The organism is Pseudoalteromonas galatheae (assembly GCF_005886105.2).
GTDB lineage: Bacteria > Pseudomonadota > Gammaproteobacteria > Enterobacterales > Alteromonadaceae > Pseudoalteromonas > Pseudoalteromonas galatheae.
Window position 1 is genome coordinate 24364 of the sequence record NZ_PNCO02000002.1, and the last position, 23524, is coordinate 47887.

Genomic DNA, 23524 nt, shown 5'->3' on the forward strand with positions numbered 1-23524 from the left:
TTTATTTATTCGAATTGCTGCCTAGTCTAATAAGGCATGGCGAGTGCCAATGGGCCTGCCATGTCTTCTGCAGTTGAAGGAGAAAACAGTCATATTTCATCCAATGCTTCTTGTAAAGCGATGATGAAAAGGACAATAAAACAACAATACTAGGAGTGTAATTCGTGAAATTATCTACAGTAACTATGGCTACGGCATGTGCGATTGCGTTTACTTCGCTCAGTGCTCAGGCTGCGACAAAACAATATTTAAATCAGCAAGCTGACATTAATACTATGCTTAAATCGGCTTCTCAGACTGTGTTAAGTACACAGCCAGAGGTACTGATTGGCTTAGAAAGTGCGAGCCAGCTAAAAGAGCTTAAAAGCTTTAATAGTAAAAAAGGTGAAGTAACTAAGCGTTTCCAACAAATGTATCAAGGATTACCGGTGATCGGCGATTCGGTCATTTTAACCTTTGACGATGCCGGTACGCTTAAGAAGGCTCACGGCGCAGCAGTTTATAACATCGCGGCTGACATCGGTTCGGTAAAACCTAAGCTAAATGCCAAAATGGCATTGAGTCAGTTTGAAAAGCAATCACTTAGTGCAGGCAAAAAGCTTAAAAAGCATAATGAGAAATCTCGTCTTGCGATCTGGCTTGATAGTAATTCAACGGCGCGTTTAGTGTATGAAGTCACTTTTGTTACTTATGGTGATGAGCCTAAGCGCCCATATTTGATCATTGATGCAAATACAGGTGAAGTGTTAGAAAGTTTCAACAACTTGCAGCATGCCAATGCGACGGGTCCAGGCGGTAACCAAAAGACGGGTCGCTATCAGTATGGTACTGATTATGATCATTTAGACGTGGCGCAGTCAGGCAACACTTGTACCATGACTAATGCGAATGTTAAGACAATCAACCTAAATCACGGTAGCAGTGGTTCGACTGCACATAGCTTTACGTGCCCAGAAAATACAGTTAAAGAAATTAATGGTGCGTACTCACCGCTAAACGATGCCCATTATTTTGGCAATGTAGTATTTAACATGTACAACGATTGGCTAGGTACTGCACCATTGTCGTTCCAGCTTAAAATGCGTGTACACTATAGTAGCAATTATGAAAACGCGTTCTGGGATGGCAGCGCGATGACATTTGGTGATGGTGCAAATACATTCTATCCGTTGGTAAGTCTTGATGTATCTGCTCACGAAGTGAGTCACGGTTTCACAGAGCAAAACTCAGGCTTAGTATACCGTTATAAGTCAGGTGGCTTGAACGAAGCGTTTTCTGATATGGCTGGTGAAGCCGCTGAATTTTATATGAAAGGCAGCAATGATTGGTTAGTTGGTCAAGATATCTTTAAAGGTAGCGGGGCACTGCGTTATATGAATGACCCAACGCAAGACGGTCGCTCAATCGATCACCAATCTAATTATACGTCCAGCATGGATGTTCATCACACCTCAGGGGTGTTCAACAAAGCTTTTTACAACCTAGCAACTACGGCAGGTTGGGATACGAAAAAAGCCTTTATCGTAATGGCAAAAGCTAACCAAATGTATTGGACCGCGAATACTGACTGGGACTTAGCTGGTAACGGCGTAATGGACGCAGCATGTGACCTAGGATATGAGCCCGGTGATGTGCAAGCCGCGCTAGCTGCGGTTGGCGTTAACTCCAACTTAAGCTCTGGCAGTAGCTGTGATACAAATCCACCACCACCTCCCGGTGGCGACGAAGAGTTGACGAATGGTCAACCTCGTACTGGGATCAGTGGCGCGGCAAAAGAGCAAATGTTTTTTACCCTTGATGTGCCAGCTGATGCGACTAGCCTAAACTTCACCACTTCTGGTGGCAGCGGTGATGCTGACCTTTATGTGAAATTTGGTTCTCGTCCGACGCTAAACACCTATGATTGCAATAGCACAACGTCTACAAGCAACGAAAGCTGCGACATTAGCAACATTCAAGCTGGTAAGTACTACGTGATGGTTGAAGCGTGGAATCAGATTTCGGGTGTAACGTTGACTGGTACATATAGCTCAACGGGTGGAACTCAACCAATTGACCGCACTGAGTCAAATATCAGCGTGGCGTCTGGCGGTTGGACACGTTTCACGCAAGATCTAAATGCTAGCTACAACAACCTTGAAGTGAGTATTTCAGGTGGTTCAGGTGATGCGGATCTATACGTAAACTTTGGCTCTCAATCAACAACGTCGAGCTATCAGTGTCGCCCTTATAAAAACGGTAACAACGAGACTTGTACGATTGCAAACCCACAACAAGGTACTTGGTATATTGATTTACGTGGCTATAACGCAGCAAGCGGTGTAACACTGAATATCAAAGCGAACTAAGTAACAGCTTATAGGGAGCGCAAGCTCCCTTGTTGTTAGGGCCTAAATAAAGTCAGAAATTTATCTCATTTGAATAATCCTCTTATTTTGCTCAGTGCTTAAATCATGTTGTTATTCAAATGAGTTGAGGATACAACAATGAAATTAACTACATCTATGCTACTGAGCATTGCCTGTTTGAGTGGCTTTTCTGAAGCGTCTGAAGAGGTTTGGGTGACGATGGATGCGAAGTCTAGCCAGCATTTCCAAGTTCATAATTCTATTCGTGGTACTCACTTCGAGCAGCTTTCTTTACCAAACAGCGAAGTCAAAGCGTTAAAAGTACCCGCAAACTTACATGCACACCTGAGTGCATTTATGCACGAAGAATATCACCGCTGCGGTGGTTTTGTCGCCCATGACTCCTTAGAGCAGGCGCAAAGCTATCTTGCACAGTTAGAAAGCGTAAATCCAAGTGCGACACTGGTTAATTACAGCATCGATAATCCTACACGGGTTAACAGCTTAATTTCAAAAGTCAGTACAGTGAGCTTAGACAGCAGTGTCAACTCGCTAACTAGTTTTTATAACCGCTATTATACCTCGCAAACAGGCATTGATGCCGCTGCATGGGTCAAGCAAACATGGAGTGATATTGCAGCAAGTCGCTCAGATATTAGTGTTGAATATTTTAGCCACTCTTGGGCTCAGCCCTCGGTGATTGTCACTATTCCAGGCAGCGAACTGAGTGATGAAATCGTTATCATCGGCGGGCATCTTGATTCAATTAACCAATCTAACTCAAATGGGCTTGCGCCGGGGGCGGATGATAATGCCTCAGGGATAGCTGTGCTGACCGAAGCGCTAAGCGCTATTGTTGAAGATGGGTACCAGCCTCAGCGGACAATCCAAATCATGGGTTTTGCGGCAGAAGAAGTTGGGCTTCGAGGTTCTAAAGCTATCGCGCAGTCGTACAGTTCTCAGGGAAAAAACGTAGTCGGTATGACACAGTTTGATATGACTGGACGCAATGGTAGTAGTGCGGATATTGTGATGATGACAGACTATACAAACAGCGCACAGAATCAGTTCTTAGGCCAATTAATTGAAACTTATTTGCCAAACCTAAGCTATGCCTATGACCAATGCGGCTATGGTTGCTCTGATCATGCATCTTGGTATCAGCAAGGGTTCCCAGCTTCAATGCCATTTGAATCAAGAATGTCTGAGATCAACAGAAAAATTCATACCACCAACGATACTGAATTTGATTCAACACATGCACAAAAATTTGCAAAACTCGCGCTGGCATTTGTTGCTGAGCTTGGTAAAAACGCGGGGGATACACCTCCGCCACCGCCAAACAATGAGCTTGAAAATGGTGTGGCTAAAACTGGCATTTCCGGTGCATCTAAAAGCCAACAGTTTTTCACCATGGAGGTTCCACAAGGTGCAACTAATTTAACTTTTACCACGTCAGGTGGTACTGGTGATGCCGATCTCTATGTTCGCTATGGCTCCAAACCTACTTTGGATACTCATGACTGCAAGAGCACTAACTCGTCTAGTAACGAGCAATGCAATATTTCCGCTGTGCAAACTGGTACGTATTATGTGATGGTTGAGGCATGGAATGCGATTTCGGGAGTTAGTTTGGTAGGGCAGTACGATACCTCGAGTGGCAATACGCCTATTGACGAAACCATTGGTAGTATTTCTGTTGCCAGCGGACAGTGGCAGTATTTTAGTCAAGCACTTGCTGCGGGATACCAAACCCTGACAATTACAACGTCGGGAGGCACGGGAGATGCGGATCTTTATGTTAATTTTGGCGCACAACCTAATACTAACACCTACCAATGTCGACCATACAAAAATGGCAATAATGAGGTATGTACGATCTCCAATCCTCAGGCTGGTACTTGGTATATCGGTCTACAAGGCTATCAAGCCGCAAGCAATGTAACGCTAAATATTAGCGCGAATTAAAACACGTTTAAAATCAAGATCGGAGATAAAACCTTGTTTATCTTCGGTCTTGGTGCTTAGTGATACATTGATTTAGAGAGATTTGATTTAATTGATATTCTGCTTCTGGTAGACTCGATGAGTTATATTAGGAGTTGCGTGTGCCACATAAGTTCTCAGTTAAGATATTAATTCATCTCTTATTATTATTTTGCGGATTGTGGGCAAGCTACTTGTTCAATGTGGCACAGGACGAAGAAAGTGTCCTTGTACAAACTAAAACTAACCTAGAAAAGCTCAATAGCTATATTCAGGCTGAGTTTACTCGCTATCAAGCCATCCAAACTCAATTGAGTCTAAGTACGTTGGTGCAATCAGGCTTACAGCAAGCAAGTACGAAAGACACCAATGAACTGGACAGGTACCTTCAGGACATCCAAATATCCAGTGGTGCGTCAGACGTTTACCTGTTAGACCTCAGTGGAACTGTGATTGCGAGCAGCAACTGGTATTTGCCGCATAGCTACAAAGGCAGTAATTTTGCCTTTCGCCCCTATTTTTACGAAACAATCGAGGGCAACGAGCATGTTTCTTTCGCGCTCGGTTTACGTTCCAAAACTCGCGGGTTTTATTTTGCTAAGTCTGTCTACAAAGACGGAGCACTTGTGGGCGTTGTGGTGATGAAGGTTAACGCCAGTAAATTTGAGTCTGATAAAGCCCAGCTTGATACAGGAACTGATAGTCATTTCTTAATCGTGGACGGCAATAATATTGTGCTGGCATCTGATGTTGAGCAGTGGCGGTTAGCCTCGTTAGGGGAATTGTCCCCTACAAAGCGCAAAGAAATTGAATCCTCAAGGCAGTTTGAAAATGAATCTCTGTTTCCGATTGATTGGCGCGTACTTTCACCAACCAGAGTTAAAACTTCATCTCATGGCAGCGACGCGCTGATGCAAAAGAGGCCGTTTAACAAGCAATATACACTTTATTTGCTGCATGATACTGCGCCCATCAAAGCAGCGCAATGGCCGCGGCTTGGGGTAACCGCACTGATATTAATCATACTCTTCGTTGTTGTTGAGTACACTTTGAGTAAACTGACAGGATATAGGCAGCTGCTTTTCAGCCAACGCAGTCTAGAGGCTGAGGTTGCCAGCCGCAAGCAAGCGCTCGAGCAGGCCCAAGATGCACTTATTCGTGCTGCTAAGTTGGCGACTATAGGGCAGCTCAGCGCCAGTATTAACCATGAAATCAATCAACCACTTAGTGCCATGAGTGCATATGTTGCCAGCGCTAAACGGTTGGCTCAAAAGGGAGATGTGAGCAAAGTAGTCGAAAACATGGTACTGATCCAATCTTTAATCACTCGGGTGCATAAAATCGTGGCGCAGCTAAAGTCTTTTAGCCAGCATCATGATAATAAAATGCTGGTGGCCAACCTTAAACACTCAGTAGATAACGCCTTGGTTATAGTTGGACCTGAACTCAAACGCTACGGTGTAGCAATCCAAAGTGAGGGGCTTGCGTGCAATATCTGGGTTGACCCATTTAAGTTTGAGCAAGTTTTGGTGAATATTTTGAGTAACGCGTGCCAAGCCATTGTTGAGCAAGATAACAAGTGTATTTATATTCGCGCCGTGGAGCATGAAGGCAAGATCCAGTTGTCTATTATTGACTCAGGCGAAGGGATTAAGCAACATGCATTATCCAACATATTTGAACCGTTCTACACCACTAAATCAGGTAATGGCTTGGGCTTAGGGCTATCCATTTCAAAGCAGATCATTGAATCATTTCATGGCAAACTCAGTGCCCATAATCATCCTCAAGGTGGTGCCGAGTTTTTAATTAGTTTACACACAAAGAATCCGCAAAATGACTGAAGAGAAAACACTGTTAATCATCGATGATGAACAAAGTATACGAGATGCACTAAAGCAACTATTCGAAATAGAAGGGTACTCAGTGCAATGTTTTTCCAGTGCGGCGCCTGCACTAAAAAAGCTAACTCGTCAGTTTCAAGGTGTTGTGCTTTGTGACATCAACATGCCCGAGATCAATGGTATTCAATTTTTAGAGCAGGTAATGCAGTTTGATTCTGAGTTACCTGTGGTATTTCTAACCGGCTTTGCGGATGTTGAAGTGGCGGTAAAAGCCATTCAAAAAGGGGCTTACGATTTTTTTGAAAAGCCTGTGTCAGAGCCGCTACTTGATTGCATAGAAAGGGCGCTTGATAAACGCCGGTTGGTGATGGAAAACCGACAACTCAAAGCGCAGGTCAAGAAAAAGTCTGCGCCGGGCGTGCGGATCTTAGGTGAGACAAAACAAATGCAGCAAATGCTACATTTGCTTGATGCCGTAATTGATACCCCAGCTGACGTACTGATTGAAGGTGAGACCGGTACTGGAAAGGAGTTGGTGGCGCGATACTTACATGACCATAGCGAGCGCTCAAATCATAACTTCGTTGCCATCAATTGCGGTGCCATACCAGAAGAACTGATTGAAAGTGAATTATTTGGTGCCAAAAGTGGTGCATTTACAGGGGCTAAAGAGTCTCGCGAGGGGAAGTTTTCTTTTGCCCAAGGCGGCACGGTTTTTTTGGATGAAATCGAAGCCATGTCTGCGGCTTTACAAGTGAAGCTGCTGCGCGTTTTAGAAGAAAGAAGCGTTACGCCTGTTGGCAGCAACACCGCGATAGCACTGGACATCAGGGTGGTTGCAGCGACAAAAGTGGATTTACAAACTTTAGTCGCGCAAGGTAAATTCCGCTCGGATTTATTTTATCGTCTTAACCTCGTCAAAGTAATGATCCCATCACTTCGTTCCAGAAAAGCTGATATTCCGCTGCTATATAAACACTTTAGCTCCATTGCCGCCACTCGCTTTCATAAACCTATGCAGCCTGTTAGCCCTGAATTAGAGGCGCAGCTACTGGCACAAGATTGGCCTGGAAACGTGCGAGAGCTGAGAAACCACGCCGAGCGCCATATTTTACTCGGTGGTGCGATGACTGCGAATAACAACATACAGAGCAATTTGTCTGATGAAACGTTGAGTTTGGCTGAGAAGGTGAGCTACTACGAGCAATCGTTAATTGAAGAAGCATTGGCGCAAAGCCAAGGCAGTATTAAAGATGCGATGAATTTGCTAAAAGTACCGAGAAAAACCTTGTACGATAAGATGAGCAAGTATGGATTAAATCGCACTATGTTCACCAATGATGATGGGTGAGTTTAGTGACACTATATAGATTTAAGTGTGTGGAAAGCCGCACAATTTAGCTGGTGTTAATCTTTTGTTTTAATTTATATATCTGATTTATATCAAAAAATAAACTCTGGTCTCAGAATTGCGTTGTCTTTAGCGACAATAATCAAAAAATGAGACAAGTTATGACAGCAAGTAAATCTTTAGTGGCGGTGGCAGTTGCCAGTGCAACGTTATCAGCCTCTGCGCTAGCCGCAGACTACAGCATTTATGGTAAAGCAGAAGTTCAAATTGCCAACACCGACAAAGGGGTGATGCGCTATACCAAAGAGGGCACACAAATTGACGCGCCATTTTCAAGAATTGGTGTAAAAGGTACTCACGGCTTATCAAGCGATCTAAAACTCGTCTACAAATATGAAGTACAAGTTAAAGGTTTTGAACACGACGATACCACCGAGCCATTTTCAGCAAGGAATACCTATGTTGGCCTTGAAGGTAAATTTGGTACAGTTTTAGTGGGCAGGAACGACACGCGTTTTAAGTTCAGTGAAGGTAAAATCGATCAATTCAACGAAACCCAAAGTGATATTGCCCAAGTGCTAGCTGGCCAAGACAGAGTTGGTGATTCAATTACCTATTCTTCACCTAAATGGAACGACTTTTCTTTTTCTCTGAGCTACACACCTAAAGACGACGCGAGCAACGATGAAACCGGATTTGCAGCAACCGCAATTTATGGTGACCGAGCATTAAAAAGTAAAGATTACTATGTTGCCTTAAGCCATACAGACAGTATTGGTAATTTAGTTGCTACACGTATCGCAGTGGCTTATAAGTGGCAAAAGCTACAACTTGGAGCCATTATCCAAGATAGCGAAAATCTAGCGAAAGACAAATCAGGAAATGGTTATGTACTAAGTGCAAGTTATCAACTCGACGATAATTGGCGTCCGAAACTACAGTTTGCCAAGGACTCAAGCGGATTACGTCACAGCGAAGATGCAACTCAGTGGACGCTAGGTACAGACTATATTTTTGATAAACAAACTAACTTATATGTGATGGCAACGCAGCTCGACCTTGAAACGCAAGACGATACTAGCATCGCAGTTGGCTTAAAATACAAGTTTTAAAGGCTCAAGACAATGACAGAAGAGAATAAAAAAACGATAAAAACGCAGCTGTTTCTGTGGCTTGGTCCCTTAGTTATGTTAGTGATCTGTTCGGTTGAGCCACCATCTGGCATGTCGGTTGAGGCATGGAGAACCGCTGGCTTAGCGTTTTGGCTAGCCTCTTGGTGGATAACGGAAGCAGTACCTATTCCAGCGGCCTCTTTATTACCCTTGGTTATTTCGCCTTTGGTTGGCATTGCTTCTATTAAAGCGGTCGCCGCGCCCTTTGCGCACCCTTTGATTTATCTATTCCTTGGTGGATTTTTGCTCTCGATTGCCATGGAAAGGTGGGGGCTGCATAAACGTATTGCGCTGAATACGATGTTGTTCGCAGGAACTAAACCAAGCATACAGATCTTGGCGATGATGGGCGTGACAGCATTTTTGTCCATGTGGATGTCGAATACGGCAACGGCGGTCATGATGTTACCTATTGCGCTCTCGGTTATTCACTTGGTGAAAGAGCAGGGGGGAGATAGCCAGAGCTTTGCCAAAGCGCTATTACTTTCTATCGCTTATGGTGCAAGCATTGGCGGCATTGCAACCTTAATCGGTACGCCACCAAATGCGTTAATGGCAGCGTATTTATCAGACAGTTATCAAATTGAGATTGGTTTTGCCACTTGGATGATGATTGGTGTGCCTCTGTCTTTGGTGATGCTGGCATTTGCTTGGTTTTGGTTGACCAAAGTGACTTACAAGGTCGATAAAGAAGAAATTAATGTTGATACTAAGTCGTTATTTACTTCCCAATTAAAAGCACTAGGAGAAATGTCTCGTGCGGAGAAAGGGGTTTTTGCGGTATTTATTTTAGCGGCAGTATGCTGGATCTTTAGGCCGCTAATTGGTGATGTTACGGGTCTTAAATTGTCAGATACTGGCATTGCAATTGCGGCTGCACTGTTACTCTTTGTTCTTCCAGCCAAGTCGGGAAGTGACGAACGTATTTTAGATTGGGAAAGCGCGGCTAAGGTGCCTTGGGGTATCTTGCTATTATTTGGCGGTGGTTTATCACTAGCAGCACAGATCAAATCTTCAGGACTTGCCGATTACATCGCTAACTTACTTGCGGGCGCGGATGCCATGGGCTTAGTACTTGGCGTGCTTGTTGTTGCCGCACTTATTACATTCTTAACGGAAATTACCAGTAATACCGCAACGGCAGCAGGCTTTTTGCCTTTACTTGGTCCGGTGGCTGAATCAATCACAGGTTCACCTTTAGCTTGGGTTATCCCAGCTGCAATCGCGGCCAGTTGTGCCTTTATGATGCCCGTTGCAACACCACCAAATGCCATCGTATTTGGCTCGGGTGAGATTAAAATTAAAGACATGATAAGAGCTGGATTTGTTTTAAACTTGGTCGCGATAGGGCTAATTACAATTGTTACCTTGACTTTGGCAAGGAGCATACTAGGGTTTTAAAGTTGCCATTCTCCACAGGCTGTGTCCATCGAAGGGCAACTCGGTCATACGCAGCCTGTCTCTATAGTAATACCTAGCTTTTTGAAGATAGACCCGTTGTTTTTTCCTTGCTATATTCGAATTAGACATTAGCAGGACCTGATAATGATTGAAGATAATACCAGCACCCTAATCGCTACATTTACTCAGTTAAAAAGTCGCTTTAACCAAGAACCTTATCCCGCGCTTGAAAAGCGTTTACGCCTATTAACCGAAATAAAATCACGCATGTTGCAGCGGCAAGATCAATTAGTCGAGGCGGCAGATCAGGATTTTGGTACTCGGAGTCGATTCGATACCGTGATTGCAGACATCATGCCTTGCATCAATTCGATTGATTATATCGCGAAGCACCTGCGCAAATGGAGCAAAGTGCAGCATCGTTCACCCGGTGCGCAGTGGCTACCATCTAAGGCAAAAATTGAGATTGTGCCAAAAGGAGTCGTGGGCGTGATAGCCCCGTGGAATTATCCAATTCAGTTGGCGATTGTTCCCGTGATTACCGCCCTCGCCGCTGGTAACAAAGTTATGCTTAAGTTAAGCGAGTTCACTCCCAAGGTGAATACGGTGATAAGAGCCATTTTTAAAGGATTGGACAATGAAGTGTGCGTCATTGAAGGCGGGCCTGATATTGCATCAACGTTTACTGAACAGCCATTCGATCACTTGCTATTTACAGGCTCAACAGCAGTTGGCAAAAAGGTGATGGCGGCTGCGGCTAAAAATCTCACGCCGGTCACCTTAGAGTTAGGGGGGAAATCACCTGTTATAGTGCTTGATGACGCCGATATCAGCGGCGCTGCGATGAGCGTGTTAATGGGTAAGCTCTCAAATTCAGGTCAAATCTGTGTTGCACCAGATTATGTATTAGTGCACGAAGAAAAATACGACGTATTTATTACTGAGCTAAAACAGCACTACGAAAAAACATATAAATCGAAAGTAGGTGTAAAAAACCAAACTTCAATTATTAACGACAGACAATTTCAGCGCTTAAATGACATTATTACTGATGCCAGAAGTAAAGGCGCGAATGTGTGGCAAGCTGAGACCGCACGCGACAATCGTCAGCTCCCTCTGCATATCATTACCCAGGTCAACAGAAGTATGAGGGTGATGCAAGAGGAGCTATTCGGAACGATTTTGCCCATTCTAAAAATATCCAACTTAAATGATGCAATGAGCCACATTAGAGACGACACCACACCACTTGCGAGCTATTTGTTTACGCAATCTCAGGGCGCCATAAATAAAGTGTCAAAGGAGCTCGCAACGGGTACTTTAGCTATCAACGAAACCATAGTGCAGGTGGCAGTTGAGTCTTTACCCTTTGGTGGCCTAGGTCACTCTGGTATGGGTCAATATCATGGCGAAGAAGGCTTTTATACCTTTAGCCATAAAAAGCCTATACTCCAGTCTAATAACACTAAATGGCGCAACAAGATGCTGCTTAGCCATTCAAAGCTGCTTACAAAGCCATTGGAGTGGCTCTTTTTGAGGAAAAAGTAGTATCGAGCTATTTAGATGCTGCTATATTATTGCTTTAGTTAGGTTTAAAGCTAACATGGCTCTAAAGTTAGGTTCGTGATTAGCTGCATCCCTTGAACTTCCGGTGTACAACTAATTTACAGATTTAAAAAGAAAACTTTTAATGAGGAATTGTAGGCTGAGCTGACACAAAACTGGGGCTATTAATGCTCGTTGTCTTCGCTATCTAATTTCTCACTTTCTTGCTGGGCTGCGATTTTCTCACGCTCTGCTTTTGAGATGTAGCGCGGTTTGTTGCTTTTGTGGAGCTTAGCATTAGCACGCTTGTCTTTTTTCTTTAGGGTTTCGTAAATTTTCTTTTTGCGGTTCATTTTCAAAGACCATTATGAATGAAGTGCTAGTTTACCTTAGTGTTAGCAGATTCAACAATGATAAAAAGATAGGCTTTTTTAATACAAATATCGAAGGAAATAAAAAATGGAATATACGTTAGTGAAAACCGCGACCTATAAAGGGTTAATCAAGGAGGTTAATGAACTAATCAAACAAGGCTGGATCCCTCAAGGAGGAGTCATGGAAGATCAAAATGGTAGATGTTTACAGGCAATGATTAATACCAATTGAATTAATTCTCTAATCAATTTGAAGGGTGAAATAGCATAAAGGCCTCTTATGAGGCCTTAGTTAATCAACTTTTTTCTTAATCTAAACTTAGACTATTTAGTGCGTGTTTCTGCCACGTATTTGCCGGCTTGAATCCGCTCGTAAATACTATTAGCGAGTTCTTTTGCTTGTTCGATTTGTGAAGGGGAAAGCTGTTTTTCGTCGAGCACTCGGCTCTTTGTGGCTTCAGCATAACCATTAAACTCGGCTAATGTGTTCCATACGTACGAGCGTTCAATACTTTTCTCGACTCCCAAGCCCTGAAAATACATGAGTGCTAAATTAAACATGGCTAGGGTGTAGTTGTTCGCGGCGGCTTTTTCATACCAGTTAAGTGCGTGGCGGTAACTTTGCGGTACACCGTCACCGTTTGCATACATCAGCGCTACGTTAAATTGCGCGGCTGGCATGTTTTTGTTTGCCGCTCTAGTCATTAATTCAACGTATTTAGAACGGTCTTTTTTAACACCGCGACCTTCGTCATACATGACTGCGAGCGCAAACATCGCATCGGCTTCACCAAGTTTAACTGCTTGTTGAAATAACTCTGCCGCTTTACGTGGATTTTTGATGACACCGTAGCCGCCTTCGTACATCACACCGAGTTGATATATGCCTGGGGCGTAATTCATTTCAGCTAAATAATTGAATTCTTGTAGTGCTTCTTCGAACCTGCCAGCATTGAGTGCATCTATGCCTTCTTCCAATCCAGCTGTTGCCAACGGTGCTTGGCTTAACAGAGCAATGGCGATACATGCTTTTGAAATCCTGCCTAACATCATAGACCTCCTTAAGGTAGCTATGCTAACTATGTTGTTAGTTATTCTAATGCCAGAAACACAGATTTACAAAATACAAATCTAAAATCGCAGATACTGCGTTAATATAAGGTAATAAAAACAAAAATTGAGGCAATGGGATGAAGAAATTAATAGCACTGGCGCTATGTTTACTGTGTTTGGCTGGATGTAGTCAAAGATTGGCCTATAACAACTTAGGATGGTTAGCGAGTTATTATATTTCCGATTATGTTGAGCTGACGGATGAGCAAGAGGAAAAGCTGGAGGCTGATGTAGAATCTTTGGTTGCGTGGCATCGACAGTCAGAGCTACCAAAATACAAATTTCATATCCAATCACTATTGAAGCGCTGGCAAACCATGACGGAGAGTGATTTGGTAGATATGGTGTATACCACAAGAAACTATTGGTATTCCGTCGTTGAAGCCGTATATCCCAAGTTAGAAACACACCTAAATTCGCTTAACCGTGAACAGCGAGAAATGCTGATAGCCAACATAGAAAAAGAAATGTTGGATGATGACTGGGAGGAAGGAGACCAATTTAACCGTTATGAGCGTTGGCTTGGTGATTTGAGTAATAAACAAAAGGAGCTTATTAACGAATATTATGAACAAGGCGAGTTTGCGCGTCAGGTTTGGCGTGCACATGAACAGAGGCGCTTTAGCCAGTTTAAACAAGCCATGTTATTGAGCGGCACTGAGCAGGTTTCACCTAAACTGTTGCAGCAAGCAATAGTCACTACACCCGCAGCGCTGCCCGAGCGCATCATAGATATTCAAGCAAGGCGAATAAATGAGTATGCAAATCTCGCTGTTAAACTCAAAGACACCATGAGCGACAAGCAAAAGAAGCACTTCAAAGAAGAGCTTGAAGAATTGCTTGAGCTCTTAGAGTCATTGTAAAAAATTAGCCGAGCAGCTTAATTCTGGTTGGCTTATTTGGTTTTGCATACTCTAAGCGATTAATACGCTTGGTACTGTGATACCCGTCTAAACTTGAAATCGCAACACAGTCGAGCGCCTCGATATCAATATAACCGTCTTCGAGTAACGCTTTTTCTTCAACGTGAAGCGATTCAATTTCGCCTATTACTAACTCTGTGTCATTAAGTTTAATGGTTTGATGATCTTTGAGTGCAAGTCCGTATTTTAATCTACTTTCTTTAACGAAAGGAGCAGGGAAATCATTTAAGTACTCTGCGGTTAATCCTGTTTGCTCAAATTCAGATTGACTCTTTTCATATCTGGCAGAGGTTTGATGAGCCGCCATATAAATTTGAATGTTAACTTGATTAATCGTGTATTTTTGCGTCGCTAATATGTTCTCTAGCGTGTGCCTTGGTACGCTATGGGGCCTAAAAATCACGCCAACGAGCGCCGGACTGGCGCCAAGGTGGAACACTGAACTAACAATAGACAAGTTTTCCTGACCTGTCCCATCAACTGTTCCGATTAAGTTAGCGCTTTTGAAACCCGATAATGAATTTATCATCAGTGCGCGGTAACGTTCGTCTAGGGTTTTAATATCGTCACTGGAGAAGTGTTTCATGAAGTGATCACCATTCAATTGATTTATTTTGCCAGTCAACATAGCTCACCGTGCCATCCGGGTGGCTCTTTGCTATGATGCTGCTGAGTTGATCTGCCACAAATTCTGGCGTAAAGAGTTTTTCATCTGGGACATTGGCTTGAAAGGGCTTTGAAAGTGGCGTATCGGTAGTGCCTGGATGGAACAAAATGAGCTTAATATTTTTTGCCCGACGCGCAAGCTCGACAGCCGCGGATTTAAACATCATATTAAGTGCTGCCTTTGAACTGCGATAGCTGTACCAGCCTCCCATCCGGTTGTCACTGATACTTCCAACACGGGCAGAGAGTGCAGTAACTACACATGACTGTTTCCCTTTAATGGTCGGCAATAAAGCTTGTAACCAAAGCATGGGGATCATGGTATTGATGTTGAAAAGTGCCATGCTGTAGCCGAGATCAACATCCTCAAGCTTTTTCTCTGGGAATTTATCAAACTCGTCATGGAGTAGCCCATTAAAAATGGTGACACTTTTAACCGTGCAGTCAAGCTCAAATATTTGTCTCCCAACTTTCTGGATCTGTGCCTCGGAGTAATCGCACTGAAAGTGCAGGGCACTCGCTTTTGAAGCCGCTTTAGCTTGCCGAGACACGGTGATTACTCTTACGTCGGAATTCTGCTCGACTTGCGTTTTTACAAAGGCTCGCGCGATCGCAGAGCTTGCGCCAATGACTATAATTGCGGGGTTAGTCACGATTGCAATCTCCACTATTTTGCATGCTGCATTGACTTGGGGACAAAAGTTTAGAAATTTTCATTCTATGTTTTGCAAAAAACAAATAAAGCCAGTCTGCAATCTTGCGAATTATTGGTAGCCTAAGTAATTTAATCCAGCGATGTTTACCGACTTGACCCCAAGCCGCTGCGGTAACATCCAGCCCGATAATAAGCTTGCCTTGGCTATCGTAACCATGGAGCTTTGCCATTGCTGCTTCACGCGATATCTCAGGAAACTCAGTATCGAATCGGGTATCGTGAATGTTCACCAAATCAATGCTATTGTGTTTATCAAAACGTTTAAGTTCATTCATTTCCCTCATACACAGCGGACAGTTACCATCGTAAAATACAATCATTCGCTCACTCGAATAATACTTATCTTTGTCATGTTGTTACGTTAACGTCTTGAAAATAGATCGTTCGCAAATCAATTTATTCTCGGTATAGTGGAGTTCGAGTATCTTTTCATCAAGGAGATTGTATGACTGAGCAATACGCAAGCCTACGTAGTAATGTGAGCCTTTTGGGGCAGATGTTAGGACACATTATTCAACAAGCGCAGGGTCAAGAGACGCTAGACAAAGTTGAAGAAATTAGGCACCTAGCAAAATCCTCTAGAAGTGGTAATGATTCAGATAGGCAAGCGCTGATTGACACATTACGTAGCCTAAGCGATGAAGCGCTACTTCCCGTTGCTCGCTCATTTAATCATTTTTTAAACTTAGCGAATGTCGCAGAACAATTTCACACCATTTCAAAATCGGGCTCTCCTGACGGCGTGATGATCGAAGTCGATAAGGCGCTTGATGAGTTGCAAAGTAAAGTTGATTCTGGCGCACTGGCACTTAACGAAGTTGCAGATGTAATAAGCAAACTAAAAATCGATTTGGTGCTAACCGCTCATCCGACGGAAGTAACACGCAGAACTATCATCAACAAACACGTCGAGCTGAGCGAATGTTTAAAAGTGCTTGAGGTGACCTCTGGTGAGGATCCTGTTTACGATGAGGTTATTGACCGCATTGAGCAGTTGATTTCACAGGCGTGGCACACCAGCGATATAAGAGAAAAGCGACCTACGCCACTGGATGAAGCAAAGTGGGGGTTTGCGGTTATTGAAAATAGTCTTTGGGAAGCCGTGCCAAAGTTTGTTCGATATTTCAACGCCCAAGTGAAAACGCGATTAAATTTACAACTACCCGCCAATTTTAGTCCTATTCAGCTCACTTCTTGGATGGGGGGCGATAGAGACGGCAACCCGTTTGTTACTTCTCATGTGACGCAATCTGTGCTTGATCATGGCCGCTGGATGGCGCTTGATTTATATCGTCGCGATCTAGAAATTTTGGGCGCAGAACTCTCTATGAGTAATGCGTCCGAAAGCTTTATAGCGCGAGCGGACGGCAGTAATGAACCTTATCGTCATGTGCTAAAGCAACTACGCGCTGAGGTCGAAGAAACCATTGCAGCATTGGAATATAAAATCAAAGGCACACCTTCTCAATATCAGGACAAGATTAAGCAGGTCTCACAGATAAGAGAGCCACTAGAGGCATGTTATCGCTCACTAGTTGATTGTCGTATGGCTAATATTGCTGATGGTTTGTTGTTGGATGTATTAAGACGAATTGACTGTTTTGGCGTGTCTTTATGTAAGTTAGATATTCGCCAAGATTCCGCCAGACATACCGAAGTGTTTTCTGAATTAACGCGCTATTTGGGTCTTGGCGATTATGCTCAGTGGCAAGAAGCAGACAAGCAAGCCTTCTTATTAACCGAGCTAAGCTCAAGACGACCGTTACTGCCGCGTCATTGGCAACCTTCTTCCAATGTTCAAGAGGTGCTAGAAACATTTGCAACGATTGCGGATCAAGACCAAAACGCACTTGGCATTTACATAATCTCAATGGCGCAAAGTGCCTCAGATATTCTCGCCGTGCATTTATTACTCCAAGAAAGCGGGTGTAAATTCAACTTACCGGTAGCGCCGTTATTTGAAACGCTGGATGACTTAAATAATGCACAATCAGTGATCAGCGGATTATTTGAGAACACTTGGTATAAAGGCACGATTGGTGCCAAGCAATATGTGATGATCGGCTATTCTGACTCTGCAAAAGACGCAGGAATGATGGCGGCAGGGTGGGCACAGTATGATGCAATGGAAAAGTTGGTTAATCTTGCTGATGCCAAGGGCGTTGAGCTGGTGCTTTTCCATGGCCGTGGGGGGACGATTGGCCGTGGAGGTGCGCCTGCTGCACAAGCGCTGAGATCTCAACCGCCTGGTTCGCTAAAAAGTGGTTTGCGAGTAACCGAGCAAGGCGAAATGATCCGCTTTAAATTTGGTTTGCCTAAAGTCGCGATGCAAAGTCTATCCATTTATACCAGTGCGATTTTACAAAGTAATTTGTTGCCACCTCCTCGACCTGAACCTAAATGGGTAGAGGTAATGGAGACGATAAGTGAAGCTTCCTGTAAAAAGTATCGCAGTATTGTTCGAGAAAACCCTGATTTTGTTCCTTACTTTAGAATGGCAACACCAGAACAAGAGCTGTCTAAGTTACCACTAGGCTCACGGCCTTCTAAACGTAATCCAAACGGCGGAGTAGAGAGTTTGAGGGCGATTCCATGGATTTTTGCATGGAGTCAAAATCGCTTGATGTTACCTGCTTGGCTGGGGGCGAAAGAAGGTCTTGAAGCCGCCGTAGAAACGTTTGGTAAAGACATGCTGCAAGAAATGAGTGCAAAGTGGCCATTTTTTAGAACCCGTCTAGAAATGCTCGAAATGGTATTCTGTAAAGCCGACCTTTGGCTCAGCGAGATGTATGATGCAAGTTTAGTCAGTGATGAGTATAAAGGTTTAGGTGGTGAGTTGAGAGACAACTTGCAACAAGCCATCGAGCTTATTCGCGGCCTTGCGCCAGAGTCATCGCTGTTATCACAGCAACCTTGGATCAAAGAGTCAATCGGGTTGAGAAACCCTTATACTGATCCACTTAACTTGTTACAAATTGAACTGTTAAAGCGGGTGCGTGAAGAAACCAATCATGATTTGGAACTGGCACTTATGATCACGATGACAGGTATAGCGGCCGGTATGCGCAACACGGGTTAGTGCAACAATTTGAATAATCTATTTTTGTAAAATTTTACATTTATAAGCATAGTAGCTACAAAACCAATCCTAATGGATTGGTTTTTTTAGTTTGATTGGTTTTTTATTAGTATATTTATTGACAGTAATTCTCATTGATTTAAAATGCGCGGCTGGTTTAACCAGTCGTTTTATTTGTTTTATTCAAGAATTGTCGGTTGATAGGTCTACGATACATGCACAAAATTTCTACTAGTGTCACATTTGATGAGTGTAACGATCTGATTATGATGAAGGTCAGAGGTGTTGCGAGTGCAAACGATGTGGTCTCAGCATACGAGAAAGCAAATCTATATGCTAAAAAGCATAATAGTAGTAAAGTACTAGTGGATGTCAGTGAACTTGAGCATCGCTTTGCTGCGATCGATATTGTCAACATAATGCCAAAAGTTGCACACAACATTGGCAACATGCATATTGCAAGGGTTGTTGGCTTTGAAGGTTATATGCATGATCTTTTTCTTCAGAAAATTAAACGTTTTAATATCAGCGCAGAAAACTTTGAGTGTTTTAAATCTGCAAGAGAATGGTTGAGTCGGTTGTAACTCTTGCGTAAACTATCCTGCCATAGATAAACATGACAACAATATGGCAAAGATAGAACCATCAATAAAAAGTGCGTTAACGCAATACGCCACTGCACATCGTGGGATAATTAGTTATTCCCAGTTAACACAATACCAAAATCGCTTTAATTTATCTGATCTCGAGCTTGAAGCTGCTCTGCTTGAAGTTGCTGCTGAGTTTGCTACACCTCCTATTTCGCAATTTTATGTTGGTGCCATCGCGTGGGATGATAAATCTCATCAAGCGTTTTTGGGGGCGAATTTAGAGTTCTCACACCAAGCACTTTCTTTAGTTGTTCATGCTGAGCAAGCGGCAATTAACAATGCATGGTTAAATGGTGCAATTGAAATCTCTAAAATGACGATCAACGCCGCGCCTTGCGGGTTTTGTCGCCAATTTATGAATGAACTAAACACCGCAAAGAAACTTGAGATTTTATTGCCGACAGGCAAAACCTCGCTCTGTGATTTGCTGCCGACTTCCTTTGGTCCGGACGATCTGGGTAACAGTGAAAAACTTTTTTCTCAAACACATCATTTAGCTGAGGATAAAGCTTTGCCTGAATTAATTAGTGCTGCGCTTTATCATCATTATCTTAGTGCTTATTGTCCCTACACACATAATCAAAGTGCCGTGGAAATTAAACTAGACAGTGGCGAGTGTTTTTATGGACGTTATGCTGAAAATGCGGCTTATAATCCAAGCTTGTCACCATTACAAAGTGCACTAAGCCAACTAGCGATGTCGGGTAAAGTATTATCTGAGGTAAATGTGGCAGGGATCACTTTGCTAGAAAAGCAAGGCTTTGCAAATCAGTTGCAAGTAAGTCTAGCGGTGTTACAGGCATACAATGCTGAGCATTTACTAACACATATAGAGATTGAGTAATCACTCAATCTCTATATCTTCAGCGATTATTTCGAAAGTAAGATTTCAGCTGCTTTTAGCACAGCTGTGACGGCTTTCTTTTCAACAGCTTGATGGTCAACGTTGGGGATCTCTTGGCGTGTTCTGTTTACCAATACACCTGCAAGACATGCGGACTTCAATCCAAGTGCTGCACACATGGTAAACAATGTCGCAGATTCCATCTCATAATTCATCACGTTAAGCTTTTGCCATTCTGCACATAAACCCTGATACGCCTTTCTAACGTAGCCTGAGTATGTGTCATAACGTTCTTGCCCTGGGTAGAAAGTATCACTAGACGCCGTAATACCGACATGATGGGTAATACCTAATGATTCACAGGCTTGTACCATAGCGGCTGTAGTGTGGAAATCAGAAACCGCAGGAAACTCAATTGGCGCAAAATGCTGGCTAGCGCCATCTAAACGCACTGATGCCGTACTCACCAATATATCACCTTCATTGATATGTGGTTGAATTGCGCCAGTTGTACCTATGCGTAAAAAAGTAGTGATGCCAAGCTGCGCTAACTCTTCTACTGCAATTGACGTAGATGGGCCGCCTATACCAGTTGAGCAAATTACCACAGGACTTTCATTTAAAAAGCCAAGGTAAATATGAAATTCGCGCGTTTGTGCTAAGCAGACAGGAGAATCGAGATATTCAGAGATGCGTTTTGAGCGCTCGGGATCACCCGGAACAATTGCCAGTGAAGCGCCTTGTAGGTCGGCTTTCGTAAGACCTAAGTGAAATACCTTTTCCATAGTAAACCTTAGTTATAATTAAAGCGTAATGTTTATAGTTAACGGCTATCAAGTACAGGACAGATGTCCTATTTAAGCGTGAGGTGTTTAAATTATACCAATCGTATTAAGTAAATGAGCGATTTTGAAGTGGGGAAATAGTGTTTAGTAGCATGCTCTTGCGTCCTGCCACTGACAAGCTATCTACATCCGTATAAGCAAAGAAAAGTTTTTCTAATCATTTGTTTTAATTAAAAAACTTAAAACACGCTTATCTGATAATTTACCCTTCAAATTGGTTGGAGAATTAAAGCGGTTAGTATTATAACTCACAATAGCTTGCGGGATTGTCGATGTTCCACTAAACCTTAACATGAGAGCAACAATGAGGAATGGTTATGCCTGCTACACATTCTATAAATAAAGACAACGAATTTGCACGTTGCTTTGAGTGCAACAAAGTCCCGGTCATGGCACCGTTTCACTGGCTCGCATTAGCCTTTAAAGATATTGCGAATGCGCCATTACTTAGCCTAGTGTATGGACTTATTTTTACCTTGATCCCCGCCTTTATCATGTGGTTAGTATATCAATCAGGAACTCACCTGGTTATTTTGCCTGCTGCGGTTGCCTTCGCACTTATTGGACCTGCTTTCGCAGCAGGTTTGTATGATGTCGCGTGGGAGTTAGAAAAGGGTCATAAACCAACGTTAACACATAGCCTTAAATCTATGTTTCGCAATCCCGCTGGTGAATGGGGGTTTGCGGTGCTACTAATGGTCATTATGATTGTTTGGATGCGCTTGGCAGCACTCATTCATGCGCTATATCCTAATGTTCCTAACCCAACGTTTGAACAGCTTTCGGCGTTTTTAGCCCTCGGCTCAATTGTGGGGGGCATTTTATTGGTTTGCGTATTTGCAATCTCAGCATTTACCCCACAAATAATGATGGAGCGTCGAGTCGATATCATGACTGCGGTCATCAGTTCAATGCATGCGGTAAAAGAGAATGTCGGCGCTATGGTGGTATGGTGCGGTATATTAGTGTTTTTGGTGATGCTAGGATTTGCAACTGGGACTGCTGGTTTTATCGTTATTATGCCGTTACTAGCGTACGCAAGTTGGCATGGCTATATCGCTGTAATTAAAACAAAAGTTCCACGCCACTACGAATAACTAAACGCCCTCTATGAATAAACAACCGCAGCGCCAACGAGCATTGTTGGTACTGTGGTTGACTTCCTATTTGAACCTGTTATATGTGCTGCAACAACGACCTAACGAACAGGTAAAGCCTTCCAAAAACTAAGTTTGAAACCAATGAAACCCTATGAATTATAAGGTTTTTTATTTTAAATTTATGGTTTTTACGCATTTTAAATCGACCGTATTTTGAATGTGACGCACACTATAATGCGTAATGGGCAAGGTTTTTCTGGATCGCATGATTATGCACTTAAGAGGGGATAGCGATGTCTGAGAGCAAAAAACAATTCCATAAAAAACTTGAGCACTGTTTATGCCCACCGGGAGATGGTGTGTTTACAGTAAACACAGCGAAAGAAAGAAAAGATGCGCTAAGACAAAAGCTATACGGGCAAACAGAAGGTATTGATGCTCTTTGGAAAACATCGCTAGAACAGCTGGGCGAAAGTGAGCATAAAGCGGTAATTCTTGGGATTAGTTCAGATTGTGGTGGTGGAATTTTACGCGGTGCCAACTGGGGTCCGTTATTTTTGCGCTCGACATTAATTGAGCAGCAGCCGCAAACGAATGCGTTTGACCTTGGAGATGTGCGTGTTATTCCACATTTACTTCATGATAAATACTTGAATGAAAGCACGATCAGCAACTGTCAAAAAGCACTTTATGCGGATCCTGAGAGTGAATATTACGTGTCACCTTTATCTATTACAGAAGATGTTTGTGATGGTTTTTACGAAAATTATCCAGATAAAGGTGTGTTTGGTATTGGTGGCGACCACTCAATCAGCTACCCATTAACAAAAGCGTATCTTAAAGCAAAGCGTGCTCGCGGTGTAAAAACAGCAATTATTCATTTTGACGCCCATACGGATTTACTTGTCGAACGCTTAGGTATCGATTTATGTTTTGGCTCTTGGTGTACGCATATCCTAGAGTTCCTGCCTGCACCACACCACTTAGTGCAATTTGGGATCCGCTCTAGTGGCAAACCTAAATCTCATTGGGAGTCAACGTTTGGTGTTAAGCAGCATTGGGCTCATGAAATTAGGGAGCGTGGTGCACAAACGATTGTTGAAGAAGTTATTACACAGTTAAAGGCTGATGGCGTTGAAGAACTTTATGTCAGCTTCGATATTGATGCACTAGATGAAGAATTTGCTTCTGCAACAGGTACTCCTGAGGCGGGTGGTATGACTCCAGACGAAGCGATGCTAATTCTACAAGCGCTGCGAGGCGAGTTTAAAATCACAGGTGCAGACATGATGGAAATTGCACCATTTACCGATAGCTCCCTCGTTGGTCAAACAAGCTCAGAAACGACGCTCAAAGAAGGCGCCAAGTTGAGTGCATTTTTAATTGATGCTATCAACAATAGCTAACGCAATTAAGTAACTAAACAGCTCTGTGATAGGCGTGGGGATCCATGTCTATCACTCATTCACTTCAATAAATTACCCATAATACGCTTTTTAAAAAACCATTCAGCCTTTTTAAAAATTGCTCAACCTTTAAGTTAAGACTATATTATTCAAGTAGCTATG

The 23524-nt window shown here is 43.0% G+C and carries 20 protein-coding genes; 14 read left to right on the forward strand and 6 right to left on the reverse strand.

The features are described from left to right. The first annotated feature begins 164 nt into the window (after positions 1 to 164). From CWC29_RS18255 to CWC29_RS18285, 7 genes are all read left to right on the forward strand, one after another. The gene (locus CWC29_RS18255) at positions 165 to 2348 is read left to right on the forward strand and encodes a M4 family metallopeptidase (protein WP_138521370.1); all 2184 of its coding nucleotides are present in this window, start codon (positions 165 to 167) and stop codon (positions 2346 to 2348) included. Between the two features lie 138 nt (positions 2349 to 2486). Further along, a complete protein-coding gene (locus CWC29_RS18260; protein ID WP_138521369.1) occupies positions 2487 to 4316 on the forward strand; it encodes a M28 family metallopeptidase in 1830 nt (609 codons plus the stop codon). Between the two features lie 140 nt (positions 4317 to 4456). Then, the gene (locus CWC29_RS18265; protein ID WP_138521368.1) at positions 4457 to 6178 is read left to right on the forward strand and encodes a sensor histidine kinase; all 1722 of its coding nucleotides are present in this window, start codon (positions 4457 to 4459) and stop codon (positions 6176 to 6178) included. Then, entirely contained in the window at positions 6171 to 7529 is a 1359-nt protein-coding gene (locus CWC29_RS18270) for a sigma-54-dependent transcriptional regulator (protein ID WP_128726666.1), read from the forward strand. The genes CWC29_RS18265 and CWC29_RS18270 overlap by 8 nt, the downstream gene beginning before the upstream one ends. Before the next feature lie 161 nt (positions 7530 to 7690). After that, positions 7691 to 8641, forward strand: a complete 951-nt coding sequence (locus CWC29_RS18275; protein ID WP_128726665.1) for a porin — start codon at positions 7691 to 7693, stop codon at positions 8639 to 8641. Positions 8642 to 8653: 12 nt separating this feature from the next. Further along, positions 8654 to 10102: an SLC13 family permease gene (locus CWC29_RS18280; protein WP_128726664.1), complete on the forward strand. Its 1449-nt coding sequence runs from the start codon at positions 8654 to 8656 to the stop codon at positions 10100 to 10102. A gap of 144 nt (positions 10103 to 10246) precedes the next feature. Further along, positions 10247 to 11650: a coniferyl aldehyde dehydrogenase gene (locus tag CWC29_RS18285; protein WP_128726663.1), complete on the forward strand. Its 1404-nt coding sequence runs from the start codon at positions 10247 to 10249 to the stop codon at positions 11648 to 11650. Positions 11651 to 11832: 182 nt separating this feature from the next. On the opposite strand, the gene CWC29_RS18290 is transcribed toward CWC29_RS18285, so the two are convergent. Beyond that, complete coding sequence (locus CWC29_RS18290; RefSeq protein ID WP_128726662.1) at positions 11833 to 12000, reverse strand: DUF2986 domain-containing protein; 168 nt, start codon at positions 11998 to 12000, stop codon at positions 11833 to 11835. 106 nt (positions 12001 to 12106) lie between these two features. Between CWC29_RS18290 and CWC29_RS18295 the strand changes: the two genes are divergently transcribed. Continuing rightward, complete coding sequence (locus CWC29_RS18295; RefSeq protein ID WP_095729633.1) at positions 12107 to 12253, forward strand: DUF1737 domain-containing protein; 147 nt, start codon at positions 12107 to 12109, stop codon at positions 12251 to 12253. Positions 12254 to 12345: 92 nt separating this feature from the next. Here CWC29_RS18295 and CWC29_RS18300 read toward each other — a convergent pair whose 3' ends face one another. Beyond that, positions 12346 to 13071 (reverse strand): tetratricopeptide repeat protein, encoded by a 726-nt coding sequence (locus tag CWC29_RS18300; protein ID WP_128726698.1) that lies wholly within the window; start codon positions 13069 to 13071, stop codon positions 12346 to 12348. A gap of 140 nt (positions 13072 to 13211) precedes the next feature. Here CWC29_RS18300 and CWC29_RS18305 point away from each other — a divergent pair, with 140 nt between their 5' ends. After that, the gene (locus CWC29_RS18305; RefSeq protein WP_128726661.1) at positions 13212 to 13997 is read left to right on the forward strand and encodes a DUF6279 family lipoprotein; all 786 of its coding nucleotides are present in this window, start codon (positions 13212 to 13214) and stop codon (positions 13995 to 13997) included. A gap of 4 nt (positions 13998 to 14001) precedes the next feature. Here CWC29_RS18305 and CWC29_RS18310 read toward each other — a convergent pair whose 3' ends face one another. From CWC29_RS18310 to CWC29_RS18320, 3 genes are read right to left on the reverse strand one after another with little or no spacing between them, the layout of a single operon-like run. Beyond that, on the reverse strand, positions 14002 to 14643 hold the full coding sequence (locus tag CWC29_RS18310; protein WP_128726660.1) for a flavin reductase family protein: 642 nt from the start codon (positions 14641 to 14643) through the stop codon (positions 14002 to 14004). 7 nt (positions 14644 to 14650) lie between these two features. Then, positions 14651 to 15376 (reverse strand): SDR family NAD(P)-dependent oxidoreductase, encoded by a 726-nt coding sequence (locus tag CWC29_RS18315; protein WP_128726659.1) that lies wholly within the window; start codon positions 15374 to 15376, stop codon positions 14651 to 14653. After that, positions 15369 to 15758, reverse strand: coding sequence for a thiol-disulfide oxidoreductase DCC family protein (locus CWC29_RS18320; protein WP_128726658.1), 390 nt, complete (start codon positions 15756 to 15758; stop codon positions 15369 to 15371). The genes CWC29_RS18315 and CWC29_RS18320 overlap by 8 nt, the downstream gene beginning before the upstream one ends. Positions 15759 to 15883: 125 nt before the next feature. Here CWC29_RS18320 and ppc point away from each other — a divergent pair, with 125 nt between their 5' ends. The 3 genes from ppc to cdd all read left to right on the forward strand — a co-directional run bounded on the left by ppc (position 15884) and on the right by cdd (position 20011). Beyond that, positions 15884 to 18517: a phosphoenolpyruvate carboxylase gene (ppc, locus tag CWC29_RS18325; RefSeq protein WP_128726657.1), complete on the forward strand. Its 2634-nt coding sequence runs from the start codon at positions 15884 to 15886 to the stop codon at positions 18515 to 18517. 266 nt (positions 18518 to 18783) lie between these two features. Further along, on the forward strand, positions 18784 to 19101 hold the full coding sequence (locus CWC29_RS18330) for a hypothetical protein (protein ID WP_235956687.1): 318 nt from the start codon (positions 18784 to 18786) through the stop codon (positions 19099 to 19101). Positions 19102 to 19144: 43 nt separating this feature from the next. After that, the gene (gene cdd / locus CWC29_RS18335) at positions 19145 to 20011 is read left to right on the forward strand and encodes a cytidine deaminase (RefSeq protein WP_128726655.1); all 867 of its coding nucleotides are present in this window, start codon (positions 19145 to 19147) and stop codon (positions 20009 to 20011) included. Between the two features lie 26 nt (positions 20012 to 20037). On the opposite strand, the gene udp is transcribed toward cdd, so the two are convergent. Beyond that, positions 20038 to 20796: a uridine phosphorylase gene (gene udp / locus CWC29_RS18340; RefSeq protein WP_128726654.1), complete on the reverse strand. Its 759-nt coding sequence runs from the start codon at positions 20794 to 20796 to the stop codon at positions 20038 to 20040. A 377-nt stretch (positions 20797 to 21173) separates the two neighbouring features. Between udp and CWC29_RS18345 the strand changes: the two genes are divergently transcribed. Both CWC29_RS18345 and CWC29_RS18350 read left to right on the forward strand, forming a co-directional pair. Next, positions 21174 to 21953 (forward strand): DUF2189 domain-containing protein, encoded by a 780-nt coding sequence (locus CWC29_RS18345; protein ID WP_138521367.1) that lies wholly within the window; start codon positions 21174 to 21176, stop codon positions 21951 to 21953. Between the two features lie 296 nt (positions 21954 to 22249). Then, a complete protein-coding gene (locus tag CWC29_RS18350) occupies positions 22250 to 23362 on the forward strand; it encodes an arginase family protein (RefSeq protein WP_138521366.1) in 1113 nt (370 codons plus the stop codon). Positions 23363 to 23524 lie beyond the last annotated feature (162 nt).

Coding starts and splice junctions, on each gene's coding strand:
- ppc (WP_128726657.1), top strand. CDS start 15,884: ATGACTGAGCAATACGCAAGCCTACGTAGTAATGTGAGCCTTTTGGGG.
- CWC29_RS18290 (WP_128726662.1), bottom strand. CDS start 12,000: ATGAACCGCAAAAAGAAAATTTACGAAACCCTAAAGAAAAAAGACAAG.
- CWC29_RS18300 (WP_128726698.1), bottom strand. CDS start 13,071: ATGTTAGGCAGGATTTCAAAAGCATGTATCGCCATTGCTCTGTTAAGC.
- CWC29_RS18280 (WP_128726664.1), top strand. CDS start 8,654: ATGACAGAAGAGAATAAAAAAACGATAAAAACGCAGCTGTTTCTGTGG.
- CWC29_RS18295 (WP_095729633.1), top strand. CDS start 12,107: ATGGAATATACGTTAGTGAAAACCGCGACCTATAAAGGGTTAATCAAG.
- udp (WP_128726654.1), bottom strand. CDS start 20,796: ATGGAAAAGGTATTTCACTTAGGTCTTACGAAAGCCGACCTACAAGGC.
- CWC29_RS18270 (WP_128726666.1), top strand. CDS start 6,171: ATGACTGAAGAGAAAACACTGTTAATCATCGATGATGAACAAAGTATA.
- cdd (WP_128726655.1), top strand. CDS start 19,145: ATGGCAAAGATAGAACCATCAATAAAAAGTGCGTTAACGCAATACGCC.
- CWC29_RS18345 (WP_138521367.1), top strand. CDS start 21,174: ATGCCTGCTACACATTCTATAAATAAAGACAACGAATTTGCACGTTGC.
- CWC29_RS18305 (WP_128726661.1), top strand. CDS start 13,212: ATGAAGAAATTAATAGCACTGGCGCTATGTTTACTGTGTTTGGCTGGA.
- CWC29_RS18260 (WP_138521369.1), top strand. CDS start 2,487: ATGAAATTAACTACATCTATGCTACTGAGCATTGCCTGTTTGAGTGGC.
- CWC29_RS18275 (WP_128726665.1), top strand. CDS start 7,691: ATGACAGCAAGTAAATCTTTAGTGGCGGTGGCAGTTGCCAGTGCAACG.
- CWC29_RS18320 (WP_128726658.1), bottom strand. CDS start 15,758: ATGATTGTATTTTACGATGGTAACTGTCCGCTGTGTATGAGGGAAATG.
- CWC29_RS18350 (WP_138521366.1), top strand. CDS start 22,250: ATGTCTGAGAGCAAAAAACAATTCCATAAAAAACTTGAGCACTGTTTA.
- CWC29_RS18310 (WP_128726660.1), bottom strand. CDS start 14,643: ATGAAACACTTCTCCAGTGACGATATTAAAACCCTAGACGAACGTTAC.
- CWC29_RS18285 (WP_128726663.1), top strand. CDS start 10,247: ATGATTGAAGATAATACCAGCACCCTAATCGCTACATTTACTCAGTTA.
- CWC29_RS18330 (WP_235956687.1), top strand. CDS start 18,784: ATGATGAAGGTCAGAGGTGTTGCGAGTGCAAACGATGTGGTCTCAGCA.